The organism is Propionispora hippei DSM 15287, from assembly GCF_900141835.1.
Lineage (GTDB): Bacteria > Bacillota > Negativicutes > Propionisporales > Propionisporaceae > Propionispora > Propionispora hippei.
The window spans coordinates 56,529-74,962 of sequence record NZ_FQZD01000013.1 but is presented as its reverse complement, the minus strand read 5'-3'; the positions used below and the strand labels follow the sequence as shown (position 1 = coordinate 74,962).

General features: G+C 44.0%; 23 protein-coding genes. 19 read left to right on the top strand and 4 right to left on the bottom strand.

What is annotated here, in order from left to right; all coding sequences use genetic code 11:
- Window positions 1-137: 137 nt before the first annotated feature.
- The 5 genes from F3H20_RS09385 (at window position 138) to F3H20_RS09365 (ending at window position 4,311) form a co-directional block, all read left to right on the top strand.
- The gene (locus F3H20_RS09385) at window positions 138-746 is read left to right on the top strand and encodes a nitroreductase family protein (protein WP_149734670.1); all 609 of its coding nucleotides are present in this window, start codon (window positions 138-140) and stop codon (window positions 744-746) included.
- Window positions 747-786: 40 nt separating this feature from the next.
- A complete protein-coding gene (locus F3H20_RS09380; protein ID WP_149734669.1) occupies window positions 787-1,947 on the top strand; it encodes an iron-containing alcohol dehydrogenase in 1,161 nt (386 codons plus the stop codon).
- A gap of 73 nt (window positions 1,948-2,020) precedes the next feature.
- Complete coding sequence (locus F3H20_RS09375) at window positions 2,021-2,626, top strand: TetR/AcrR family transcriptional regulator (protein ID WP_149734668.1); 606 nt, start codon at window positions 2,021-2,023, stop codon at window positions 2,624-2,626.
- A 242-nt stretch (window positions 2,627-2,868) separates the two neighbouring features.
- Entirely contained in the window at window positions 2,869-3,042 is a 174-nt protein-coding gene (locus tag F3H20_RS09370; protein WP_149734667.1) for a YjfB family protein, read from the top strand.
- 318 nt (window positions 3,043-3,360) lie between these two features.
- Entirely contained in the window at window positions 3,361-4,311 is a 951-nt protein-coding gene (locus tag F3H20_RS09365; protein ID WP_149734666.1) for a hypothetical protein, read from the top strand.
- A gap of 130 nt (window positions 4,312-4,441) precedes the next feature.
- On the opposite strand, the gene F3H20_RS09360 is transcribed toward F3H20_RS09365, so the two are convergent.
- The gene (locus F3H20_RS09360) at window positions 4,442-5,311 is read right to left on the bottom strand and encodes a LysR family transcriptional regulator (RefSeq protein ID WP_149734665.1); all 870 of its coding nucleotides are present in this window, start codon (window positions 5,309-5,311) and stop codon (window positions 4,442-4,444) included.
- Window positions 5,312-5,445: 134 nt separating this feature from the next.
- Here F3H20_RS09360 and F3H20_RS09355 point away from each other — a divergent pair, with 134 nt between their 5' ends.
- Together F3H20_RS09355 and F3H20_RS09350 are read left to right on the top strand one after the other, a co-directional pair.
- Entirely contained in the window at window positions 5,446-6,588 is a 1,143-nt protein-coding gene (locus tag F3H20_RS09355; protein WP_149734664.1) for a YbfB/YjiJ family MFS transporter, read from the top strand.
- Window positions 6,588-6,794 (top strand): tautomerase family protein, encoded by a 207-nt coding sequence (locus tag F3H20_RS09350; protein WP_149734663.1) that lies wholly within the window; start codon window positions 6,588-6,590, stop codon window positions 6,792-6,794. The genes F3H20_RS09355 and F3H20_RS09350 overlap by 1 nt, the downstream gene beginning before the upstream one ends.
- 7 nt (window positions 6,795-6,801) lie before the next feature.
- Here the strand turns inward: F3H20_RS09350 and F3H20_RS09345 are convergent, their stop codons facing one another.
- Window positions 6,802-7,428 (bottom strand): LysE family translocator, encoded by a 627-nt coding sequence (locus F3H20_RS09345; protein ID WP_149734662.1) that lies wholly within the window; start codon window positions 7,426-7,428, stop codon window positions 6,802-6,804.
- Window positions 7,429-7,623: 195 nt separating this feature from the next.
- Here F3H20_RS09345 and F3H20_RS09340 point away from each other — a divergent pair, with 195 nt between their 5' ends.
- The 9 genes from F3H20_RS09340 to F3H20_RS20140 all read left to right on the top strand — a co-directional run bounded on the left by F3H20_RS09340 (window position 7,624) and on the right by F3H20_RS20140 (window position 13,856).
- Complete coding sequence (locus F3H20_RS09340) at window positions 7,624-8,070, top strand: MarR family winged helix-turn-helix transcriptional regulator (RefSeq protein WP_149734661.1); 447 nt, start codon at window positions 7,624-7,626, stop codon at window positions 8,068-8,070.
- 162 nt (window positions 8,071-8,232) lie between these two features.
- Complete coding sequence (locus F3H20_RS09335) at window positions 8,233-9,285, top strand: HlyD family secretion protein (protein ID WP_149734660.1); 1,053 nt, start codon at window positions 8,233-8,235, stop codon at window positions 9,283-9,285.
- Window positions 9,282-10,826 carry a DHA2 family efflux MFS transporter permease subunit gene (locus F3H20_RS09330; protein WP_149734659.1) on the top strand — a complete coding sequence of 515 codons (1,545 nt, stop codon included), beginning with the start codon at window positions 9,282-9,284 and terminating at the stop codon, window positions 10,824-10,826. The genes F3H20_RS09335 and F3H20_RS09330 overlap by 4 nt, the downstream gene beginning before the upstream one ends.
- Window positions 10,827-10,845: 19 nt before the next feature.
- Window positions 10,846-11,133 (top strand): SWIM zinc finger family protein, encoded by a 288-nt coding sequence (locus F3H20_RS09325; protein WP_149734658.1) that lies wholly within the window; start codon window positions 10,846-10,848, stop codon window positions 11,131-11,133.
- 48 nt (window positions 11,134-11,181) lie between these two features.
- Window positions 11,182-11,820, top strand: a complete 639-nt coding sequence (locus F3H20_RS09320) for an O-methyltransferase (RefSeq protein WP_149734657.1) — start codon at window positions 11,182-11,184, stop codon at window positions 11,818-11,820.
- Between the two features lie 33 nt (window positions 11,821-11,853).
- Window positions 11,854-12,615 carry an SDR family oxidoreductase gene (locus F3H20_RS09315; RefSeq protein WP_149734656.1) on the top strand — a complete coding sequence of 254 codons (762 nt, stop codon included), beginning with the start codon at window positions 11,854-11,856 and terminating at the stop codon, window positions 12,613-12,615.
- Between the two features lie 170 nt (window positions 12,616-12,785).
- Window positions 12,786-13,340, top strand: coding sequence for a flavodoxin family protein (locus F3H20_RS09310; RefSeq protein WP_149734655.1), 555 nt, complete (start codon window positions 12,786-12,788; stop codon window positions 13,338-13,340).
- Entirely contained in the window at window positions 13,336-13,602 is a 267-nt protein-coding gene (locus tag F3H20_RS20445; RefSeq protein WP_394349564.1) for a DJ-1/PfpI family protein, read from the top strand. The genes F3H20_RS09310 and F3H20_RS20445 overlap by 5 nt, the downstream gene beginning before the upstream one ends.
- Window positions 13,603-13,649: 47 nt before the next feature.
- On the top strand, window positions 13,650-13,856 hold the full coding sequence (locus tag F3H20_RS20140; protein WP_223191703.1) for a type 1 glutamine amidotransferase family protein: 207 nt from the start codon (window positions 13,650-13,652) through the stop codon (window positions 13,854-13,856).
- Between the two features lie 168 nt (window positions 13,857-14,024).
- On the opposite strand, the gene F3H20_RS09300 is transcribed toward F3H20_RS20140, so the two are convergent.
- A complete protein-coding gene (locus F3H20_RS09300) occupies window positions 14,025-15,023 on the bottom strand; it encodes a D-cysteate sulfo-lyase (RefSeq protein ID WP_149734654.1) in 999 nt (332 codons plus the stop codon).
- A 353-nt stretch (window positions 15,024-15,376) separates the two neighbouring features.
- Here F3H20_RS09300 and F3H20_RS09295 point away from each other — a divergent pair, with 353 nt between their 5' ends.
- Window positions 15,377-15,949, top strand: coding sequence for a flavin reductase family protein (locus F3H20_RS09295; RefSeq protein ID WP_149734653.1), 573 nt, complete (start codon window positions 15,377-15,379; stop codon window positions 15,947-15,949).
- A 387-nt stretch (window positions 15,950-16,336) separates the two neighbouring features.
- Here the strand turns inward: F3H20_RS09295 and F3H20_RS09290 are convergent, their stop codons facing one another.
- Window positions 16,337-17,146 (bottom strand): GntR family transcriptional regulator, encoded by an 810-nt coding sequence (locus F3H20_RS09290; RefSeq protein WP_149734652.1) that lies wholly within the window; start codon window positions 17,144-17,146, stop codon window positions 16,337-16,339.
- Between the two features lie 368 nt (window positions 17,147-17,514).
- Between F3H20_RS09290 and F3H20_RS09285 the strand changes: the two genes are divergently transcribed.
- Window positions 17,515-17,937: a PTS sugar transporter subunit IIA gene (locus tag F3H20_RS09285; protein ID WP_149734651.1), complete on the top strand. Its 423-nt coding sequence runs from the start codon at window positions 17,515-17,517 to the stop codon at window positions 17,935-17,937.
- A complete protein-coding gene (locus tag F3H20_RS09280; RefSeq protein ID WP_149734650.1) occupies window positions 17,937-18,416 on the top strand; it encodes a mannose/fructose/sorbose PTS transporter subunit IIB in 480 nt (159 codons plus the stop codon). Before F3H20_RS09285 ends, F3H20_RS09280 begins: the two co-directional genes overlap by 1 nt.
- Window positions 18,417-18,434: the final 18 nt, after the last annotated feature.

The window sequence follows — 18,434 nt, the reverse complement described above, 5'->3', positions numbered from 1 at the left end:
AATGGCGGAGGTGATCGCGCTGTCATTGGATACTGCTTACGTAAGTTGTTAGTGATTTTTAGCACAGCTCTGGAATAAAAAGGGTATCTCGGAGAGTTTCCGACTAGGTGCATTAAAAAAACGGAGGAGGTTTTACTATGGAATTTATGGATGTAGTAAAAACAAGACGCAGCATACGCAAGTTTAAAGCGGAGCCAGTTTCGGCAGAGGACATTGAGAAGATTTTGGAAGCCGGAAGACTTGCGCCGTCCGGCAGCAATTTGCAGCCTTGGCGTTACATTATTGTGAAGGATTCCAATATTCGTGCCCAATTGACCAAAGCGTCGCCAGTTCCGTTTTTTAGTACGGCACCGGTAATTATTGTGTGCTGCATTGACCAGGAGGTTCTACACTCAAGGGGAACACGTTATCGGGAACTGCAGGAGGCAGGTGCCTTTTTAGGGGTTAGTATGTCCAGTGAGAAGGTAGAGGCACTTTTGAAAAAAAGAGGAGCCGATGAGTTGGCAATTCGGGCGAACTTGGCCTTCAACGCAGCCATATCCATAACGCATATGGATCTGCGCGCCGTAGATTTAGGCCTGGGCACGTGCTGGATTGGTCTATATGACAGTGTTGTTTTGAAAGAACTATTAGACATCGAAGACCGGTACCATATTGTCAATGTATTGCTTGTTGGTTATCCGGACCAGGCGCCGGCAGCCAGACCTCGCTTGAAAAGGGAAGATATTATTATAAAAGAGTTTTAATATGGACAGCGATCTAAAATAATTAGGAAGGGTCAATTTTATGCAGAACTTTCAATTTGGAAATCCAACAGAAATTTATTTTGGTCAGGGACAGATTGACCAATTAGCCAAAAACATTCCTGCGGGAAGTAAAGTGTTAATACTTTATGGCGGCGGCAGTGTGAAAAAAACGGGTCTCCTTACAACGGTAAAGGATATTTTAAAAGAATATCAGGTAGGAGAATTTGGCGGTATTGAACCCAATCCTACCTATGAAACATTGATGCAGGCGGTAGAATTGATCCGTCAGGAGAAATTTGATTTTCTCTTGGCCGTAGGCGGAGGCTCTGTTATTGATGGAACTAAATTCGTTGCGGTAGCTGTACCCTATGCGCAGGGAGATCCCTGGGAACTTGTCCGGGATCGGCTGCCGGTTAAAAACGCCTTGCCGTTTGCCGTTGTACTGACACTGCCTGCCACCGGCTCAGAAATGAATTCTGGTGCGGTCATCACCCGTAAAGCGCTTAAGGCAAAACTTTCATTCCTCAGTAAAGCCGTATTTCCCCGTTTTTCCATACTAGATCCCGTTTATACCTATACCTTACCGGAAAGGCAGATTAGTAACGGAGTCGTAGATTCCTTTGTTCATGTGATGGAGCAGTATATGACCTATCCGGTCAAAGGCAAAGTGCAGGACCGTTTTTCGGAAGGTCTGCTGTTGACTCTACTTGAAGAAGGGCCGAAAGCATTACAGGAACCCAAAAATTATGCTGTGCGTGCCAATTTAATGTGGGCAGCTACGTTGGCTTTAAACGGATTAATCGGTAGCGGAGTTCCTCAAGACTGGTCTACCCATATGATAGGTCATGAAATCACCGTATTATATGGCTTGGATCATGCCCAGACTCTTGCCATTGTACTGCCATCCCTGCTGGAGGTTATGCAAGAAGAAAAACAGGAAAAGTTAATACAATATGGTGAACGGATATGGAATTTACCGAAAGAAATGCCTGCAGCAGAAAAGGTTGCAGCTGCCATTGAACGTACTCGAAGCTTTTTTGAAGCAATGAAGGTGAAAACACGCTTGTCTGACTATGGCTTAGGGCAAGCTGTGATTGAACCCATTGTGGCCAATTTAGTAGCGCACGGAATGGGTAGGCTTGGTGAAACAGGCAAAGTAACGCCGGAGGCTGTGCGGGAAATATTAAAAAAGAGTTTGTAAAATAACCATGAATAGAAGGCTCGCCTAAATCAGGATGGTTGACTAATAATATGACCGGTTGTATGATAAAAATATGGCTAGAAAAAAAAGTGCAGATTTAGAAAAAACAAAACAAACATTATTAGAGGTTGGCTTGAAGCTTTTTGAACAAAATGGCTTTAATGCCACAGGCATCCAGGAAATTGCCATATCAGCCGGTGTGCCCAAAGGTTCTTTTTACAATTACTTTGCCAGTAAAGAGGACTTTGGTGTAGAAGTGATTCGTTTTTATACCGAGGCAAGTATCGGGCGGTGGAAACATATGCTGGCAGAGGCAGAAAAGGAGGATTCGCACAAGGCATTAAGCACGGTATTTCTACTGGTCACTGAATGTTATAAATGTGCGGAGGTAAAAAAAGGTTGCTTATTAGGAAACCTTTCTGCTGAAATTAGTGAGGCCAGTGAGGAATGCCGCATAGCCTTACAGGAGGCGATAGCCGAGTTCAAAGAGCTATTAACCGAGCGCTTGCGTACCGGACAACTGGCAGGGAAAGTACGTAAGGATTTGTCAGCCGAGCGGCTGGCCGATTTGATCTGGGACTGTTGGCAGGGGAGCTTGCTGCGAATGAAAGTGGAAAAATCAGTAGAACCTGTTGCTAATAGTTTGCAAATTTTGTTTCAAAATATGTTGTTGCCGTAACTTACGCCGTTGCAAAATAAGCCAGACAAGGCTGCTAATAGCCTTGCCTGGCTTATTAATTATAAAATGGAAGGGTCATATCTAATTAGGGGAATAAACTATACTAACCGGTAACGGGAATAATAATGTGCCTTCTTTTGAAAGTATTCATTAGAATATACTTGTGCTTGGCAGTGAACCAATTAGCACTTGTCAAGAAGGTGTGGCAGTAATAAAATGGTAACCATAGGAGGGAAGCTAATATGGATATTGCCGCTTTATCAGTTGCCTATTCGCTTAGTCAGGTTCAAACAGACGCGAGTATTCAGGTCCTGAAAAAAGTAATGGATACTACCGAAACAAACAGTGCCGAAATGTTGGACATGCTGGTTCCACCTTCTGCTACGCTGGGAAGCAATGTTGACGTGAGTGTTTAGATAGAATAGTCCGCTTGTTAATAAGAAGCACCTGCTAAATTTGCCGAATTTAGCAGGTGCTTTGTGGTTTCATCCGGGGTAGCAGATGCAAACCGTAATCTGAATTCTTCTACGCCTGGCGGCGTAGAAATTTTTTACCATGAAACAGGTGTGGTGATAATTTACAGCAGCCTTGCCCCCGGTTTCATCGAATCAAGATGTGCCTGATCTGTCAAACTAAAGGATGAGTAGATAAATTGTATAGCGATTGGAAACACACATGGGCCTGTAAACGGATATAGGCGGTATTCCCATAACAGAATAAAGGAGGGACAGAGAATGGGGCAAGAGACTTTTCTCATTAATAAAATATGGGATGAATTAAGCCAGATAAATATGCACAAGGTTAACCGGGTTTGCCAGCATAATATTCAAATTGGGCTTGTAGGTTCTACGTCAGCAATTGAAGACATGATGAAATGGTTAGTCAGCTTTCCTTACCATAATTTCACCTTTCCGGTGCCTGATAATGAGGAGATCCACAGCAACAAAGAAATGTTGAAACGTCTAATCATCATACCGGTGTCGACGAAGGAAGAGTTTGATAAAGAAAAACTGAAAACCTCGGACTTTTGTATTGTAGAATCCCGGATTGTCAATGAGGTTAAGCAGTTTCACACAGAGGTGTATCCTTTTGATGCTGCAGATTCTAATCTGGCGGCACAAATACTGGCTAATCATGAGCGCATCAGGTTTGCCCTGTCTCATAATTTTCCTGTTTTCCGTCCTGAACATGCCAAAATTGAAATTCAGGAGACTGCGATTCAAAATACCGCATGGGTGGTTATTTCAACCTTGCCGGCTTATTTGCCGGTCCCCCATAGAACCATAGTCGCTCCGCTGGAAATGTTGGCAGATTTTATCGTACTTACTTTGAATGAAGTGAAGCTTATGTTTGAGCTTATCGGCTTATTGGGTGAAAAAATAGAACTGAGACATATCCTGGATTTTGCTGTCGTCTTTGGCCTGGCAAAGCTTTCAAAGGGAATTGCAGATGTTATTTTGAAATCCATACCGACTCATGCAGCTGTACTTACCAAAGCCGCATTGGCCTATGCGCTAACCTGGTCGATAGGTGAAGCCATAGTCTTCTTTATCGTAGGCCGGCAAAGGTGCAATTTGAGCTTCTTTATGCAAAGAGTGAGGCACCATTTTAAAAATGGACTGACGGAGGCCCAGGCATTAATGAAGAAGAAGGCCTTAGCGGAACGACCAAAGCTGGAAGGGTAATGCAAGCCTGCTATAGTGAATAATAAAACTGCACTCCCCTGATAAGAGTGCAGTTTTATTTTTATGGCTGTGGATATTGGAAAATTCCTTTTGGTCATTGCTATAATAGCCAGGTTGTGTGACAAATAGCTCAGCGGTTTTCAGACCATAATAAATCGGTAAAATGAGTCATCGCTGCCGTTTGCACCACGTCTTTTCGGTGAATCAGCATCGTTGGGCAACTGCGTAGATGAGCCGGCAGCTCATAGGCGGTTAATATGTTTGATTGAAGTTTGTCTTCGATAACCGATCTAGGCAATAAGGATATTCCGATACCGGCTGACACGCCGCCGATAATGGCTTCCAAAGAACCAAATTCAAAACGTCTTAAAGGCGCAGCGTTGCTTTCCAGTAAATATCTTTCCAGCAATGCCCGGTAAGAGCAGCCGGGGCGGAAAACCAGGATCGTTCTATTCCTCATAATTTCCGGGATATCCTGGCTGGTTTCTTTTTTCTCGGCAACCAGAACCATCTCTTCATTAAAGCTTTCCATTTCAGTGATTTCAGGATGGTTGACAGGCGCTGCGACAAAAGCAAGGTCAAGCTCGTAATGCAGGAGTTGATTGATTAAGTATTCAGTGGGTCCGGTCTGAAGTGACAGTTCCACATGGTCATATAAGGAATGGTATTTCTTTAGCAGGGAAGGAAGGCGGGTGGCGGCCGTTGTTTCCATAGCGCCGATGCGCAGCAAACCGCCGGGGGTTTTGGTTGGATTCAGGCGGGAGTATAATTCTTCCATGAGTTGGTTTATTTTTAGCCCTTGCTCCAGGAATATCTGACCGGCGGGAGTAAGCTGCACGCCCTTGGCATTACGGTAAAATAAGTCTACCTTCAGGTTCGCCTCCAGCTTGCGGATACGGGCCGTAACACTGGATTGGGCATAGCCCAGCGTTTCTGCTGCCTGGGTCATCGATCCATGTAAAGCAACCTGGCGAAATACTTTTATATCGTCTAAATCCATCAGATGAGCCTCCTGTATTATAGACAAAAGCGATTGCTGTCATAGAAATGAATCGCTTCTAATAATGGCCTATTTTATAGTACCATAAAACTATATTCAATGCATAGGAGGTGGCCGAGTCGAAGCATAGTAATATGTACAGCCTTATCGGGGGAATTTGTGCTCTCAGCTTAGCTATGGGAATCTCACGTTTTGGTTTCACGCCCATTATTCCTTTGATGCAAAGAGACCTGGGTGTAACCAAATGGGATGTGGCAGTCATGGCTTCAGCAAACTATCTGGGCTATTTGATTGGCGCTTACCTTTCGCGAAAACCGTGGGTTCGAGAGCATTTGCGGACCTGGTTGGGAGCAGGAGTAGTCATCAGTATTATTTTAATGATCAGTATGTCGCTCACGCACAATCATTTTCTTTGGACTTTGCTGCGGTTGGGTTCCGGCTTTCTGAGCGCTATTTTGTTTGTTGTTGCCTCTGTTGTTACCCTGGGACAAGGACGAAGCGACCGGGCAGGATATCTGTATAGCGGGGTGGGTATTGGCATTGCCTTTACCGGTATATTTGTGCCTATATTTGATAGCCTGGGCGGCTGGGAAACGGCCTGGCTGGGCTTGGCAATGGGAGGGAGTGCATTTGGAATTCTCGCCTGGTGTACGCTGGCGAACATGTCGCGCTCTGAATCGGGAGAGCAGGAAAAGGCACGGAGCAGCAATCTATTTATACGGGATTATACCTGGTACATTCTTCTCATCAGTTACGGACTGGAGGGTATTGGCTATATCATAACCGCCACCTTTATTGTGCAAATGATCAAATCAATGCCAGAACTCAGTTCGATTGCGAACCAAAGCTGGGTGCTTATTGGCTTGGCGGCAGCTCCCTCAACGTATCTTTGGGCGCGGATGTCCCAAAAGGCCGGAATCAAAGCCAGCCTGATGCTGGCTTATGGACTGCAGGCCCTGGGCATACTGCTGCCGGTCATCATGCCCAATCAGCTAAGTACCTTGGTAGGAGGCGCTTTATTTGGCGGAACCTTTATGGGAATAACCAGTCTTTCGATCACGTTGGCGCATCAACTGAAACCGGAAGCACCCATGCAGGCGATTGGAGAATTGACGACCATGTATGCCCTGGGTCAGATTATTGGCCCGATCATAGCCGCGTATTTACAAAAAAACTTTGGGATGATGATGCCCAGCCTGTTTGCCGTTGTGGTTTTATTGTTTGCCTTGCTGGTGTTGATGACATTAAGAAGGAATAAGAAAGGCGGAGCGGTTTAATGCCCTATGTAAATATAAAAATCACTAAAGAAGGGGCTACCCCTGAGCAAAAGGCACGATTAATTCAGGGAGCCACGCAACTGCTGGTAGAGGTGCTGGGGAAAAATCCGCAAACGACCGTTGTCGTAATCGATGAGGTGGCTACGGATAACTGGGGGATTGGCGGAGAAACGGTTACCTCGCTGCGAAAAGAACTTGAAAAATAGTCGCTCATCACCGCTCAGCCATAAGCAGTTTTACCCCAAGCAACAAATAAATACCCCCGCAGAGTTTATTCATCCTGGCGGCCGCTTTACTGCCCTGGCGGAGTAAGGTTGTCACACGGGAAGAACAAAACACCAGGAACAGGCACCAAAGAGTACCGGTGGTTAAGAAGGTTATTCCTAAGAGAATAAAGGGCACGATTCCGTAGCTGTTTTGCGGGTCGATAAACTGCGGCAAAAAAGAGATAAAGAAAAGAGCCACCTTAGGATTTAGTACATTGGTTAGCAGTCCCTGCAGGAAGGTCTCTCTAGTGGACTTGACCTGATCAGTCGGTGAAACCAGTGTGCTATTTTTGGCGAGCAGCGTGGTGATACCTAAATAGGCAAGATAGAGAGCACCGGTTGTTTTGACAAGCATAAAAGCCAGGGCCGACTGTGCCAGAATAACAGACAGTCCCAGGGCTGCCAGCAAGGTGTGGACAGCGCAGCCTGCAGTAATACCCAGAACAGAGTAAATACCGGCCTTGCGGCCCTGTGCAATACTCCGGCTTAAAATATAAAGGGTATCCGAGCCAGGAGTGATATTAAGAATGATGCCGGCAATAATAAACATTTCATAATGAACCATACCAAACATACCTTGATTTCCCTCACTTTCCCTTAGATAGACCTATTATAGGCTAACAATATTCCATAAGCAATGGCCCGGCGGCATGTATACAGTATGAGTTGCACAACCCTGTTGTAGAGCGAGCTTTCGCTATTGACATTCTTTTTTCACATCGTTATACTATTAATTAGCTAGGGAAACTAATTCCGAAGGAATGTATTTATGGAAAAACATATGATCACAACGCCGCCTAACCCAAGAGCCCAGTTAGGGAAAGCGTTGTTAGAGATATCGGACGATGTTTTGGATGCGATAAATCATACGCTAAAGAAATATCATATTTCCGAAAGCAAATTTACGTTACTCTTGCTATTATTCGATACAAGCACGGAGCAGCCGTTACAGCCTTCGGAAATTGCTGATAAGCTGGGAATTCGGCGGGCATCGGTAACCAAACAGTTAATTTGGCTGGAAGAACATCAATTGATTACCAGAACCGTATGCCTTGAAGATCAAAGAATGGTTAATGTCAGTATAACTGAAAAAGGGTACCGTCTGCTGGATCTCGTTCTCCCACACTATTGGCAGGCTTGCGCCAATCTCACCCAAAAATTAACCGACGAAGAGACCACTCGTTTACTTGCGTTGTTAATAAAAATCGGTCTATGAGCATAAAATTAATCATACACCGTTTTTATTTTTTCGTTTAGTTAGCCTGGCTAATTTTTTGTGATAAAGGAGTTGATAGGATTTTTGTTTTATCCCTAATAGTTAGCTTGGCTAATTATTGTTCCGGTAACAATCACTTTAATTTTTTGAAAGGATGACTTTATGAAATTCTCTCCCCGGTCTATTGGAATAGGTTTGGCTGCTTTGATGATCTTCCTGGGGGCCGGCCTTTACTACTATTTTCATCGCTGCGACATAGCTACTGACAGTGCGACGATTGACGGCCATGCCGTTATGATAAGTCCTAAAGTACAAGGCTATGTAAAACATGTATATGTTCAAGATAACCAGCTTGTCAAAGCCGGCGAGGTGTTGCTGGAAATTGACCCTACTGATTACCAAATACGCCGTGATCATGCTAAGGCAGCTTTGGCTGCCGCCCGGGCCGCACTGGCGGCAGCGGTTCATAATAGTGAAACAACCGCAATTTCTGCTCCGGCCAATGAAGCTGCTACATCAGCCCAGGTAGCTTCGGCTCAGGCGGTTTGGGAAAAATCAGCCAGTGACAGGAAACGCATGGAAAGCTTATTTGCCGCCGGTGCCTGTTCACAGCAGCAATGGGACCAGGCTATTGCTACCGAAAAAGCGGATCGCGCTGCTTTAGAAAAACTAAGAGCCGATCTAAAATCAGCTTCTACGGCTCCTACTGTAATAGCTGCTTCCCGCAATACTATCGAACAATTGCAGGCGCAGATCACTCAGGCCGAGTCGGACCTGGCTCAGGCGGAAAGTGATGTAGCCAATACGAAAGTCATGGCACCGATGGATGGTCGTGTGATTAAAAGCAATATCGAATTAGGCAACTATGTACAGACAGGTCAACAGGTGGCCTCGCTTGTTGGCACAGACCTGTGGGTAGTAGCCAATTTTAAAGAAACCCAGTTGGAACACATGCAACCCGGCCAATTGGTCGATATCCGCATCGATGCGTATCCTGATGTAGTGTTAAAAGGAAAAGTAGATAGCTTTCAATCCGGTACAGGCTCCCGTTTTTCGCTTTTTCCCGCCGAAAATGCAACAGGAAACTTTGTAAAGATAGTACAGCGTGTACCGGTAAAAATTTTGTTTGATACCCCGCCGGATGTTCAGCTTCATCTTGGCCCGGGCATGTCCGTAGTTCCCACGGTGCATACAGAAAGTATGGACACAAAATGATGGAGCCTTCTTCTGTAAAAATAAATCCCTACGTAGTATCGGGTGTTGTTAGCTTAGCCGCCTTTATTGAACTGCTCGACACAACGATTGCCAATGTCGCCCTTTCTCATATAGCGGGTTCACTCGGGGCTGGGACAGAGGAAAGCACCTGGGTCCTGACCGCCTATATCATTTCGAATGCCATCGTCATGCCCATTTCCGGCTGGCTGTCAGGCGTTATGGGACGTAAAAACTTTTTTATGCTCTGCATTGGCGGCTTTGTTTTTACTTCCTTTATGTGCGGCATTGCTACCTCATTACCCATGCTGGTCCTGTTTCGCCTGTTGCAGGGCGTAGCCGGCGGCGGCCTGCAGCCTGTTCAGCAAGCCATTATCCGGGATGGTTTCCCGCCGGAAAAGCTGGGCATAGCCTTCGGCATTACCGGTCTATCCATGGTTCTGGCGCCGATCATCGGACCAACCCTGGGCGGCTTTATTACGGATAATTATAGCTGGCGCTGGATTTTTTTAATCAATGTCCCCATCGGAATAGTAACGCTGTTTTTAGTAAAGGTACTTGTACAGGGACCGGAAAATACAAAAAAAGTAAAAGGCACGATCGATTATATTGGGCTGGGACTAATTGCAATAGGGTTGGGGGCTCTACAAATTGTGCTGGATAAGGGCCAGCAGGAAGATTGGTTTGACAGCACCTTTATTATAACGTTAGCCTGCATCTCCTTTGTAAGTATTCTGCTGGCGGTGTACTGGCTCTTGCGGCAAAAGGACCCGATTGTCGATTTGAAGCTGCTTGCCATCCCCAGTTTTAGTCTGCCTGGTATAATTCTTTTCTTTGTCGGCTTTACTCTATGGAGTGCCACCTCATTACTGCCGATGATGGTACAGGAGGATTTTGGTTATAATGCCACTTTATCGGGGCTTGTTCTCTCGCCAAGCGCTATTTTTCCGCTGTTTATGATGCCCTTTGTAGGGAAACTGGTCAATTGGATTGAAGCCCGCTATCTCATGTCCTTTGGCCTGTTCATCAATGCTATCGGTATGTGGCTGACAGGCTTAGTCACACCGCAAACCGATTATACCACCTTTGCGATTGCCCGGTGCTTTCAGACGGCCGGCCTGCCATTCCTGTTTGTCCCGGCAACCACGCTGGCCTTTTCCAGAATTCCCAGAGAAAAGAGCAGCAACGCTTCCGCTATCGTGTCCTTACTGCGTAATTTGGGTGGCAGTATCGGCATTTCCTTAGCGACAAGCATCCTTGTGTACAACCGGCAAATGGAGCAGTCGAATTTGGTACAACACCTGACAACAGCCGCAGCCGGCTATAGCAGTTTGCTTTCCGCATATACCCGGACCATGCAAAACATAGGCATACCGGCAGCAGAAGCCTCGGCAAAAGCCATGGGGCAGATCTATCAGCAGCTTCTTCACCAGGCCAGCGTACTGGCGTACCGGGACACCTTTAATTCTGTCGCTGCTATGTTATTTGTATTGGGTATTACAGCACTTTTCTTGCCTGGTAAAAAACCGGTATACAAAAAATAATCGGAGGATACCTAGTCACATGCATAACAAGTTCATGGAGCAAGGCTTTGAATACTACTGGAACGGGGCCGTGCAGCAATTGACCAAGACAGAGGCAGCAACCTATCTGGCTATGATTCGCCTGGAAGAAAAACACACCGTTACTTTAAAACTGGATGATAGCGGTGCCATACTTTGGACACATTGTAGCTGTTCCTGTTCCGCTGGTCCCTGCTGCAAACATATTGCGGCTGCTTATGTTGCGCTGCAGCATCAAAATAGCTCATTACGTTACACTAAAGGGGGAATGAAAACAGTAGACAGATGACACCATTAAACACAAAACATTGGAAAACATAACAAGGAGGAGTAAAAGATGGATTTTGCCAAGATCGGCGCCTATATTGAAAGGTTATATCAAAAAAAAGAATTAACGCAAAAACAATATACTGAGGCTACCGAGCTAAAGGAGTTTGGGGCGGTTGTGGATGACGACGTTGCCAGAATGCTGCAAGTCTTAATCACGCTGACCAGACCGCAAAAAATTCTTGAGATCGGTACAAGTATTGGTTTTTCCACGGTTTCGATGGCCAAAGTGATTAAGCAGCATGGCGGTACTATCGTTACCATCGAAATGGACGCAAAAGTGGCTGAACAAGCGGCGAAAAATTTTGAACGGGAAGGGGTGAAAGAACAGATTGAGCTTAAAATTGGTGAGGCCCGCGCAGTAACCGCAGAGATGAGCGAAGAGTTTGATCTTATTTTCCAGGATGTGGGTGATAAAAAGCTGTACGGCGAAATGCTTGAGGACTACCTTAGGTTGCTTAAGCCAGGCGGTTTGCTGGTGGCTGAAGATACACTGTTTCCTGTATTTGATTTTGATCCTGAGTGTGGCTACTTGAACTCCATGTGTGAGCCATTAGATGCCTTCAATAAAAAAATTGCCGATTGTCCGCAATTTGAGAGTACGCTGCTGCCGATCGGGGACGGTTTTACGGTAGCGGTAAAGAAATAAGCTAGTAAGTAATAAGGGAGAGGGAAAAAAGCTATGAAAATGTCGGGAAACACAATACTCATTACCGGTGGCGGTTCCGGAATTGGACTGGCGTTTGCAGAACGCTTTATAACGAGGGGCAATCAAGTTATTATCTGCGGACGCCGGGAAAATGTACTGCAAAAAGCTAAAGAGAAATTCCCGGATATTGTTACCCGTACCTGTGACTTGACGGTAGAAGCTGAGCGGATTGCATTATTTGACTGGGTAATCGCGAATTATCCCCAGATCAATGTATTAGTCAACAATGCAGGAATTCTACAGCGGTTCAATGTGCTAAAAGCAGACGCAAAGCACGATTGGAGCCATTTCGGTAAAGAAATTACCGCAAATCTGGAAGCGCCTATTCAGCTTTCTATGCTGTTTGCACCATTCTTTGCCGCAAAAGAAGAAGCGGCGATGATTAATGTGACGTCAGGACTGGCGTTTACACCGCTTGCGGTTACGCCGATTTACTCGGCTTCGAAAGCGGCGCTTCATTCTTTTACCGTGTGCCTAAGATACCAGCTTTCCGCTACATCCGTAGCAGTGATCGAAGTCGTTCCGCCGGCGGTGGATACCGATTTAAACGGAACATGGCTGCAGACGCATGTGGAACCGCTGGATGCCTTTGCCGACGGCATTTTTAAGGGACTGGAAGAAGGTAAAACGGAAATTGGCTACAGCACTTCCGCAAGCCGCCTGCGTATGTCGCGGGATGAAATTGACATGTATGCCGAAAAGCTGTATAACGCAATGAAAGATTCTATCAAATAACAATGTAGCTTGCAGCTAAGCGATATAAGCTTTAGTCATGCAGTAAGAGTCAATTGTCAGGCGGGACGAAGCTTTCCGGTTTTTGCTGCATAATATTTCTGCCTTGTACCAAATCGGCGGTGTTAGTCTTAAAAAATAAATATATTGGACATACAATAGGGGGAATGAGGATGAAAGTAATGGCCTTTGTGGGGAGTCCCCGGAGGAATGGCAATACGGACCGAATAGTACGGGCTATCTGTAAAGGTGCCAGGGAAAGCGGTCATGAGGTGGATTTATACCATTTGGCAGAAATGAATAATAAAGGTTGTATTGCCTGCGATGCATGCCAGTTGGCAAAGGTTGATTTTTGTTCTATTGACGATGAGTTAACAACTCTCATGCCAAAAATAGCTAAAGCGGACTGTCTTATTGTGGGAACACCGATATACATGCTACAGGTTAGCGGCGTAACCAAACATTTTCTTGACCGGTTACGTCCCTTCTTAAAACCTGATCTGACAGCAAAACACTTGCCGGGGAAAAAGTATATAACTGTAACCTGCAGCGGTGCCCCGGCAACAGCATTTAGTCATGTGACGGAATACTTGAATCAGTTTTTCGGTTACTTTAGGATGGAAAGTGCCGGGCATATTGTTGCCGGCAGCTTACATGAAAGAGACGATATTATCCGGCAATCCGACATTCTGGAGGAAGCGGAAGATATGGGTAAAAAAATAAATTAGTCTCAAAGCGAGGCAGCTTCCTGCTGATCGCTTTATACATTCAAACGGACATGATAAATCCCCATTTGTAACCAGTACTTTTAACGTTCCCATTTTGGTTGATAAGACAATTGAAGAGATAAATATTAATGATTATGATGCGTTGGCGATTCCGGGCGGTTTTGAGGAATTTGGATTTTATGAAGAAGCCTATGATGAACGGTTCTTAAATCTAATTCGTGAGTTCGATGAACAACAAAAAATAATTGCCACAATTGCGTAGCGGCACTGCCTTTGGGGAAAAGCGGAGTGTTGACGGGAAGAAAAGCCATGACATACCATTTACGGAATGGATATCGGCAAAAGCAGTTGAAAGAATTTAATGTTGATGTAAGAAATGAACCTATTGTGGTGGATAAAAACATTATTACCTCTTATTGTCCTGAGACTGCTGCCGGTGTAGCTTTCAAACTTTTAGAAAAGCTGACCTCTATAGAACAGATGGAAGTTGTAAAACAGGCAATGGGATTTAAATAATGCCTCTTAGGAGTGGCTCTGCAATGTATTAAACATAGAAATAGGAGTTTCATACAAAATTTCGGGCGAAAGGGGAATGTCCCCATTGTCCACTATATTTGGTCAGGAAGCAGAAAATTACCATATTCTGCTTCCTTTCATTTAATGTCTGCCGAGGGGAAAATCAACTCAAGGCGTAAATGAGGAAGTATTGGCATATAAACCAGGCAGCCCGCCTGTATGTAAGAAAAGGACATTGTCATCCTTTTTGAAGTAGCCTTGCTTAGCAAGACCGATCAAGCCAGCCATCGCTTTTCCTGTATAAATTGGGTCCAGTAAAATACCTTCAGTGCTGGCCAGTAATCTGACAGCGTCGACCATATCTGCTGTAGGCAGAGTATACCCTGGGCCTATGTATTCGTCAACACAAACAATTTTGTCCGGGGCTATTTTTAGATTGACTCCCATATAATCAGCAGTCTGTTGCATCAATTCGGCGATCCTATTTTCCAGCACGACTTTAGGATTGAGAACACTAACTCCGGTCACTGGAATGTGGCAGTTGTTGCCCCAGAACCCCAGTAATAGACCGCTATGGGTACCGGCGCTGCCGTCCGGAAGCACAACGTGATGAATAGGGAGGCCTGCGGCAAAGGCTTGAGCCATTATTTCCTCAGCACAGGCAATATAACCGAGGGCTCCCAGGTGGTTAGACCCGCCCATTGGGATTATATAAGGATTACGGCCCTCGTCGATGGCTTCGGCAGCAGCATTTTGTAATTCGGACACTAGGTTGGTTCCCCATGGAACGACTCTGACCTTTTCTACATTGAGCAGATGATAAAGCAATACATTCCCGTTTGCTTGCGGGTTGTAACTTCCCGGAACTATTTCTGACAGGACCAGACGACATTTTAGTCCTTCTTTCACGGCAGCCGCCAGTGTCAAGCGACAGTGATTGGACTGTACGCCACCGCAAGTGATCAGGGTATCGGCTCCCTGAGCTAGTGCATCGGCTATTAGAAATTCAAGCTTGCGCGTTTTATTGCCCCCTTCGGTTAATCCCAATAAATCGTCGCGCTTAATATAAATATTGGGGCCACCAATAGCTTGAGAGAAGCGGGTTAATTTCTGCAATGGCGTCTGGCCTTGCGTATAATGTCGCCGTGGAAAATATGCCAGGTTCATTTTATTTACCTCCAATCTTAAAATAAGGTGGTTCTACTTTATTTGGAGCTATAAGGCAACAGAAATATAAAAATGTGTATGACGTATTGGCGTAGTGGAATACTTTCTCATAATCTGGCATTACTATTCATGATAGTCATATGAGTTTGCAGGCCCTAGTTGGTGTTCTGGCTAAAAAAACTTCGGGAAGGTCAGACAAAGTAGGCTATCTCCAAAATAAGCAGAAATGGGGCGCCCAGGGGAAGAGGCTATATCATATTCGATTATTGTTAGAATTTCATACTGATGTTTATTGCATAACAGTGCAAGATATACTATAGCAAAGTTTAGATATTTTTTAAGAGGTGAGAGCTATGAAAAAAAGTTTGGGTGCGAAAACAATGCTTTATCCGACCCCGGTTTTGGTCGTGTGTACTTATGACCATGAAGGTAAGCCGAATGCCATGACTGCTGCCTGGGGTGGTATCTGTTGCTCACTTCCACCTTGTGTTGCGGTTTCATTACGTGAGGCTACCTATACTCATGGCAATCTTATGGCTAGAAAAGCTTTTACAATCAATATTCCTTCAGAACAATATGTAAAAGAAGCCGATTATTTTGGTATGGAATCCGGAAGAAAAGAAGACAAATTCGCTAAGACTGGACTTACTCCGGTGAAAAGCAAGATGGTTGATGCCCCGTATATTAGCGAATTTCCGGTCAATCTAGAGTGTAAGATTATACAGGTTGTGGAATTAGGTCTACATACTCAGTTTATCGGTGAGGTTTTGGATGCAAAAATTGACGATACGATTCAGGAAAAAAATCAGCCGATTATCGAACAGATAAAACCGTTACTATTTGCTCCCGATAGTATGAATTACTATGGTATTGGGAAACAAGTTGCCAAGGCATATGCTATCGGTAAGCAAATTGGAAATAAATAACGGATTTTTCATAGAAGGTCAGCTATTACAGTTTATCTAGCTTTTCAATTGCTTCGGATAAGTTCGCAGATTTCCTTCGTTGATGAGTTATAGCAGGCTTATCAAAATACTGCAAACTTAATTTTAGGGGATGGCCGGTCCTAAGGTTGCAAGACTATCTGGTCATGAGTCTGAGAATTGCATAATATAATAAAAATTATACAGGGCAATGAGGGCGGCTCATTGCTTTTTCCTGCGCTGTTTGCCATATTCGGTTTACAAACAAGACAGCCTGCTATCCGCCAGAGGATAGCAGGCTGTCTTATTTGTAAACTGTGGTACTGTTAAAAAGCAAGATAATTAGAAAATATCATTTGCTTCATTATAATGATTTCCGGTATTAGTATCTTAATTGTTATTATTTCGCTTTTCTAGCATTGTCTCTCTGGAAAAATTCACCTTATTTTGATTAGCATATAGCTCCAGTCTCAATTTACAGGCAGTTCCCTTTTGATAGGAGTTGGTTAATTCAAAGGGGATGCCGGAATCCAGATAGGCAATGCGTTGGATTTTAAAGGCACTGGCTCCGGATTTGCAATTTAACAGTTGAGCCATTTCTTTATTTAATTTTACCGCCTCATAAGTTTCAATTGCTTTATGGAGATTTAGATCATATCTCGATTTCAAGTAATTGTACAAGGAAGTATTGGAGAAATCTTCATTTATAATATCGCTGCATAAATAGAGCGGGATACGGGTGACTTCCAATAACAAAGGTTCCGTATTGGCCAATCTCAGTCTGGTAAGTTTGAATACTTTCGTTCCTTCATTAAGATTTAATTCTTTAGCTGTTTCACCTGTCGCATACTCAACCGCGTGTTCTAGAACCTGTGAATGTGGATATATTCCCAACTCAAACATGTCTTCAGTAAAATTATAGAGATGATTTAAGTTTCGGCTAAGTTTTTTTTCGGCAACAAAAGAGCCTTTGCCTCTTCGTCTAAGGACAAGATTCTCTTCTACCAATTGATTTAGGGCTTGTCTAACGGTGGAACGACTCAGGCCATATTGTGAGCATAGCTGACTTTCCGGCGGAAGCAAGTCGCCCGGCTTTAACGTGCCGTTTTGTATTTCGTTTTTTAGTTGAGTAAACAATTGATAATATAAGGGGACTGTGCTCTCGTGTATAATATTAAACTTTAAGGTATTAGCTGGCATATAATCTCTCCTGGTTCTTATTTTCCTATATACTGTGGAATATAAAGATGTAACAAGGGAATAGGAAGACGGTTATCTTGCTGGAAATTAAATTCCTTTTATATAGTCATTATAGTGTTATTGATGGTAATATACAATATCAATATGTAAAATATGTATGATATATTTGTATCAAATATTTTTGTGTAGAGGAATTTGGTAACAGTGAAATTCCGGGTGAATTTCTATTAATTTTAAAATACTAAATAATATAGACAATTAAATAGGTTTATGCTAATATTAACATATCAAATGTATCATACATTTGATATGTTAATATTAGTTTTGGAGTATAACAGAAATAGATATAGCGAAGGGAGGGAGAGACAATGGTATCCATTATTATAGGGACTCATGGGAAATTTTCTTTTGAAATTTTTAATTCGGCTAAAACGATATGTGGAGAACAGGACAATGTTGCCTGCATAGCCTTTGAACCGGGGGAGAGCATCGAGTTATTGCAGAAAAAGTATGAAGAAAAATTGAAGGAGCTGGACACATCAAAGGGTGTCTTGTTCTTAGTAGATCTGTTAAATGGCAGTCCGTTTAATGTTTGCATCAAAAGTGCTGCTGTACATGATGATATTGAAGTAGTAACGGGAGTGAATATGCCCATGCTTTTAGATGTTGTCATGAGCAGGGAGAATTTAGATTTAAAGGAACTGGTAGACATTGCCCGCAACAGCGGGGTGGAAGGAATTCAAACGTCGCAAAAGATATTAAGTGATGATGAAACAGAGGAGGAGTTGTAATGGATATAGTACTTGCGAGAATTGATGAACGACTGATCCATGGGCAAGTGGCCATGAATTGGTCAAGATATTCGAAATGCGAAAGAATTATCGTATGTTCCGATGAAGTTTCAAAAGATGAGCTAAGAAGCACACTGCTTGTTAAAGCGGTTCCACCGGGACTAAAAGCAAACGTTGTGGATATGGATAAAGCTGTCAAGGTTTATAACAATCCCAAGTATGCAGATATGAAAGTCATGCTCTTGTTTCAAAATCCCGCCGATTTACTAAGACTGGTAGAGAAAGGGGTGGATATACGGGTTGTAAATGTTGGCGGTATGCCCTTCCGTGAAGGGAAAAAGCTTATTACAAAGGCAGTGGGAGTGGATGAAGCCGATATAGCAGCATTTAAGAAGCTGCATGAACGCGGTATAGAGCTTGAAATAAGAACACTTCCAACTGACAAGAGTATTAACTTAGCGGAAAAGCTTGAATTCTAAATGTGATAATATGGGGAG

Excerpts from the sequence above, each read along its gene's own strand:
- F3H20_RS09385 (WP_149734670.1), top strand. The coding sequence starts at position 138 with ATGGAATTTATGGATGTAGTAAAAACAAGACGCAGCATACGCAAGTTT.
- F3H20_RS09380 (WP_149734669.1), top strand. The coding sequence starts at position 787 with ATGCAGAACTTTCAATTTGGAAATCCAACAGAAATTTATTTTGGTCAG.
- F3H20_RS09375 (WP_149734668.1), top strand. The coding sequence starts at position 2,021 with ATGGCTAGAAAAAAAAGTGCAGATTTAGAAAAAACAAAACAAACATTA.
- F3H20_RS09370 (WP_149734667.1), top strand. The coding sequence starts at position 2,869 with ATGGATATTGCCGCTTTATCAGTTGCCTATTCGCTTAGTCAGGTTCAA.
- F3H20_RS09365 (WP_149734666.1), top strand. The coding sequence starts at position 3,361 with ATGGGGCAAGAGACTTTTCTCATTAATAAAATATGGGATGAATTAAGC.
- F3H20_RS09360 (WP_149734665.1), bottom strand. The coding sequence starts at position 5,311 with ATGGATTTAGACGATATAAAAGTATTTCGCCAGGTTGCTTTACATGGA.
- F3H20_RS09355 (WP_149734664.1), top strand. The coding sequence starts at position 5,446 with ATGTACAGCCTTATCGGGGGAATTTGTGCTCTCAGCTTAGCTATGGGA.
- F3H20_RS09350 (WP_149734663.1), top strand. The coding sequence starts at position 6,588 with ATGCCCTATGTAAATATAAAAATCACTAAAGAAGGGGCTACCCCTGAG.
- F3H20_RS09345 (WP_149734662.1), bottom strand. The coding sequence starts at position 7,428 with ATGTTTGGTATGGTTCATTATGAAATGTTTATTATTGCCGGCATCATT.
- F3H20_RS09340 (WP_149734661.1), top strand. The coding sequence starts at position 7,624 with ATGGAAAAACATATGATCACAACGCCGCCTAACCCAAGAGCCCAGTTA.
- F3H20_RS09335 (WP_149734660.1), top strand. The coding sequence starts at position 8,233 with ATGAAATTCTCTCCCCGGTCTATTGGAATAGGTTTGGCTGCTTTGATG.
- F3H20_RS09330 (WP_149734659.1), top strand. The coding sequence starts at position 9,282 with ATGATGGAGCCTTCTTCTGTAAAAATAAATCCCTACGTAGTATCGGGT.
- F3H20_RS09325 (WP_149734658.1), top strand. The coding sequence starts at position 10,846 with ATGCATAACAAGTTCATGGAGCAAGGCTTTGAATACTACTGGAACGGG.
- F3H20_RS09320 (WP_149734657.1), top strand. The coding sequence starts at position 11,182 with ATGGATTTTGCCAAGATCGGCGCCTATATTGAAAGGTTATATCAAAAA.
- F3H20_RS09315 (WP_149734656.1), top strand. The coding sequence starts at position 11,854 with ATGAAAATGTCGGGAAACACAATACTCATTACCGGTGGCGGTTCCGGA.
- F3H20_RS09310 (WP_149734655.1), top strand. The coding sequence starts at position 12,786 with ATGAAAGTAATGGCCTTTGTGGGGAGTCCCCGGAGGAATGGCAATACG.
- F3H20_RS20140 (WP_223191703.1), top strand. The coding sequence starts at position 13,650 with ATGACATACCATTTACGGAATGGATATCGGCAAAAGCAGTTGAAAGAA.
- F3H20_RS09300 (WP_149734654.1), bottom strand. The coding sequence starts at position 15,023 with ATGAACCTGGCATATTTTCCACGGCGACATTATACGCAAGGCCAGACG.
- F3H20_RS09295 (WP_149734653.1), top strand. The coding sequence starts at position 15,377 with ATGAAAAAAAGTTTGGGTGCGAAAACAATGCTTTATCCGACCCCGGTT.
- F3H20_RS09290 (WP_149734652.1), bottom strand. The coding sequence starts at position 17,146 with ATGCCAGCTAATACCTTAAAGTTTAATATTATACACGAGAGCACAGTC.
- F3H20_RS09285 (WP_149734651.1), top strand. The coding sequence starts at position 17,515 with ATGGTATCCATTATTATAGGGACTCATGGGAAATTTTCTTTTGAAATT.
- F3H20_RS09280 (WP_149734650.1), top strand. The coding sequence starts at position 17,937 with ATGGATATAGTACTTGCGAGAATTGATGAACGACTGATCCATGGGCAA.